The 3,677-nt window shown below is 50.4% G+C and carries 3 protein-coding genes and 1 pseudogene; all 4 read right to left on the bottom strand.

Annotated features, from left to right (window positions below):
- Positions 1-95: 95 nt before the first annotated feature.
- The 4 genes and pseudogenes from B7Y67_RS12855 to B7Y67_RS12870 all read right to left on the bottom strand — a co-directional run bounded on the left by B7Y67_RS12855 (position 96) and on the right by B7Y67_RS12870 (position 3,616).
- Positions 96-1,025, bottom strand: coding sequence for a glycosyltransferase (locus B7Y67_RS12855; RefSeq protein ID WP_293598988.1), 930 nt, complete (start codon positions 1,023-1,025; stop codon positions 96-98).
- A gap of 39 nt (positions 1,026-1,064) precedes the next feature.
- Positions 1,065-2,510 (bottom strand): flippase, encoded by a 1,446-nt coding sequence (locus tag B7Y67_RS12860; RefSeq protein ID WP_293598989.1) that lies wholly within the window; start codon positions 2,508-2,510, stop codon positions 1,065-1,067.
- A complete protein-coding gene (gene rfbC / locus B7Y67_RS12865; RefSeq protein WP_293598990.1) occupies positions 2,507-3,049 on the bottom strand; it encodes a dTDP-4-dehydrorhamnose 3,5-epimerase in 543 nt (180 codons plus the stop codon). The genes B7Y67_RS12860 and rfbC overlap by 4 nt, the downstream gene beginning before the upstream one ends.
- Positions 3,046-3,616 (bottom strand): annotated as a pseudogene (locus B7Y67_RS12870) (sugar nucleotide-binding protein). Before B7Y67_RS12870 ends, rfbC begins: the two are co-directional and overlap by 4 nt.
- Positions 3,617-3,677: the final 61 nt, after the last annotated feature.

Consider the following 3,677-nt stretch of genomic DNA (forward strand, 5'->3'; position numbering starts at 1 on the left):
AAAGAAAAATAGCAGAACAGTAGCTGCGAGATAAAACTGAAAAAAAATTAACGGCGCAAGCCATCTTATTTTAAGTCTACGGAAATTCATACTATTTAACTTTTAAACACAGATCGGCAGGTCGCCAACGCTATACGTAGCGGTTTACTGACGACGTTACGCAAAATCCTAGCCTTTACGGACGTGCTGCGCAAAGGCGGGTAAATGCGACATGCCTCCTCATAAAGCTCCCAACCTCGTCTAAAAAGTCCAGCGCGAAAGCAGTTTCTGGCGAGTATCAAATGGGCATATCCATAGGCCTCGGATTTTCTAACTACAAGGTCTGCAGGCACAGAAGAACTGTCAAAATACTGATCCAAAACGAAAAGGTATTCCCTTCCTATCGCCTCCGAAACATCCTTATATGAAATCGACTCTGGATGAATCCTATAGCCTGCCAACACATCTTGACAAAATTCAATCCTCCCATATTCAGCCAACCTCATCCAGAACTCTCGATCAGGCGCCAACTTTAATTCCGATTTCCACCCACCTGCGAGGTCAAACGCATCGCGCCGAAATAGCGCCCCCGGACCAATGTAGCATTCCTGTCGAATAACCAAATCAGTCAAATCGAAAGGGCGACAAACATTTCTTTTTACGACATGCGAAATATTATCGATGAGATGAGCGTCGGGGTACACACAAGCAACGGAATTATCGCGCTCGAGAATTGCAACGAGCTTAGACACTGCACCGGGATAAAGAATGTCGTCTGAGCTCAAATAGCCCATAACACAACCAGTCGAAATTGCCCAACCTTTATTCAAGGTGAGAGCCTGCCCCATATTTTCATGCCGCTCCCAGCGAACTTTTCCGCTATAACGACTTAACACTTCAGGTGTCGAGTCCGTAGACCCATCATCTATAACGATATACTCAATATTTGGATAGTCTTGGCATAATACGCTGTCAATTGTTTGAGCAAGATAGGTTGCCTGGTTGAAGGTAGGCGTCACAATACTGACAAGTGGAAACTGCTGCATTGCTTTAATTCTCAAATTTGAATCACTATCCCGGATCAATCAAATGCTGCGCGAACGAAATGATTGCCACGATATCATCGCAGGCCATGCTAGCGCAAAAATCATCAGGAACATCCAAACGATACGTATATTTAAAGATGAAATCATTGAACCAGAAAATCCCAACAACGCAAGAAACCCCAAAGCAAATACTTTGATACTGAAAATGCTTTTGACAGACCGGCCCAATAGTGGGCTGCAGAGAATAAACATCAAAAACGCATCCAAGGTCATCCGAAGTAACCAGGCGATTGCCGCCCCAAGAATACCGTGTACTGAAGTCAGCCACCAAAGAGCTCCAAGGAAAAGGGGCAGCTCAATTAGATGGGCTAGCGCTGTCAGCCTCGCCGCGCCAGCACTCTGAATCAATGTAAATGGAACATGGGCAAGGCAATTGATAAGTATTCCTATAGCGAACACCCGCATCAAGCCGGTACTCTGATCCGCAAACGCCGAGTTAATCCACAGCACAAGTAAGTCGTGCGCAAAAAGCGAGAGTGCAACGGTGAGGGGAAGTAAAGCCATAAAGAGCCAATATACAGCCTTTCCGAACAACACCCATGTTTGTTCATCTCTTCGTGCCATCTGTGTTGCGAAGGCGGGGAAAAGTACAGCCGTTAATGCGCCGGGCACGATCCATAACTTAGTCACGAGTTCTTGGGGCGTAGCGTAATACGCCACCGCACTGGCAGAAACAATTGCGCCAATTACAAATCGGTCTACATAGCCCATGAACGGACTAACGATATTACTCACAGTCAGCCAGCCCCCTGAAACAGAAAGCGGTTTTAGCAAATTGGCTTTCCACGTGAATATAATACGCTCTCTTGGCAAAACACGCCAAGCGTAGTACCCGTGAACGCCGCAAGCAATCACTCGTCCGGCGACTAAAATCCAGGCGATGTAGTCTAGGCGGGCTGGTTGTGCGTACAGAACAACGGCCAACGGTCCTAGAAAGGTAAATAAACCCATAGGAAGGCGGATGAGGTTAATGATACCGAAGGCGTCACGCGCCTCCAGAATGCCTCGAAAACCGGACGTCAGTACGATGAATGGCATGGCTAGTGCCATTGCATAAACAGCATTCACAGCCTCCCGACGATCGGGCACCTCATGAATAAGGCTCACGCCCCAAGATGCAGTGGCGGCCATCAACACCCCAGCCAACAAACCTAGCATAGCCATGAGGACCGTTGCCGTTGCCACGAGCGGGCCGACCTTTTCGTCCTCCTTATTTGCAAAGACAACCGCCAGTTGTTGGGTCAATGCTCGACCAAGACCCAAGTCAAACAGCCCAAAATAGCTTACTACGGCCCAAATCAGAGTCAGCAAACCAAAGCGTGCGGGTCCAAGTTCGTGAATAAGTACCGGTATAGTACCTACGGCAACCAAAAGCGGAGCCCCAAGTCCGACTAGGTTAAATACTGTGTGCCTGAGAATTTTCATTCAAATAAATCCGATATTTTGAGCGGTAATCCCGCTATATCTTTATCTGAAAGAATGACTGGAAGTTCAGGCCATCGAATTCCAATAACTGGGTCAGTCCAGATAATGCATCGCTCGTACGCGGGCGCGTAGTAGTCGGTTGTTTTGTAGTGCACCTCTGCATTCGCACCTGTAACTACAAAGCCGTGGGCAAAGCCCGGTGGGATCCACTGCTGCAAGCGATTTTCCGCAGATAAAATTGCGCCAGTCCAGCAACCAAAAGTTGGTGAACTCCGGCGAAGATCCACGGCTACGTCGAAAACCTCGCCCGCTATAACCTGGACTAGTTTGCCCTGGGGCTGGTGAATTTGGTAATGCAGGCCGCGCAATACGTTTTGCGCAGAAAGGGAAACGTTGTCTTGCACAAACTCCGCTGTCACCCCGGTCAATTCCTTGAAGCGACGAGAGCTAAAGCTTTCGTAAAAAAGGCCGCGCTGGTCGACGAACACTTCCGGCTCTAGGAGCAACACGCCCGGAATCGCTGTTTGGGTAATGTTCACGCCGCGTAAGCCAAATAAGTCGATTTACGGTGGCGGCTCTGCTCCTGCACAAGCGCATTGGGAGTTTTAATAGTGCGGTCTAAGCCTGTGGGCGTTTTGAGCGAAAAGATTTCAGCCAGCATGCGGTCCACGCCGTGCTGCCAGGGCGGCAAACGCAAGCCGAAGGTGGTTTGCAGCCGGGTGGTGTCGAGCCGGGAGTTGAGCGGGCGGGTAGCCGGTGTTGGAAAGGCGTTGGTGGGCACCGGAGCGACTTCGCTCGCTACAAGTTTGATAGCTGCTTGCGCAAGTTCTGCCTGGACCAGCACGTGTTTTGCATAGCCATGCCAGCTGGTTTGGCCACTGGCGACGAGGTGGTACAGGCCGGCGTCGCTAGGGCGCTGCAGGACTTGGCGAATGACGTGGGCGGTGACGTCGGCCAGCAGGTCGGCCCCGATGGGCGGGTAGTAAATCATCGGCTTGTCATACACCGGCAGCAGTTGCTTGCTGATGGCCAGCGTGGCCGGGTGCAGGCGGGTGCAGGCGGGTGCCGGAGCCGCCGGCGAGGATGATGCCTTTGCGTGGGGTCATATTTTTTGTGTTGTTGATTTAGTGTTGCGTTTCGGCATGCGCCATGCCCAGTTCAGTTGCA

The organism is Polynucleobacter sp. 35-46-11 (genome assembly GCF_002281105.1).

Bases quoted from the DNA above. Each gene is read 5' to 3' on its own strand.
- B7Y67_RS12855 (WP_293598988.1), bottom strand. From the start codon at position 1,025: ATGCAGCAGTTTCCACTTGTCAGTATTGTGACGCCTACCTTCAACCAG.
- B7Y67_RS12860 (WP_293598989.1), bottom strand. From the start codon at position 2,510: ATGAAAATTCTCAGGCACACAGTATTTAACCTAGTCGGACTTGGGGCT.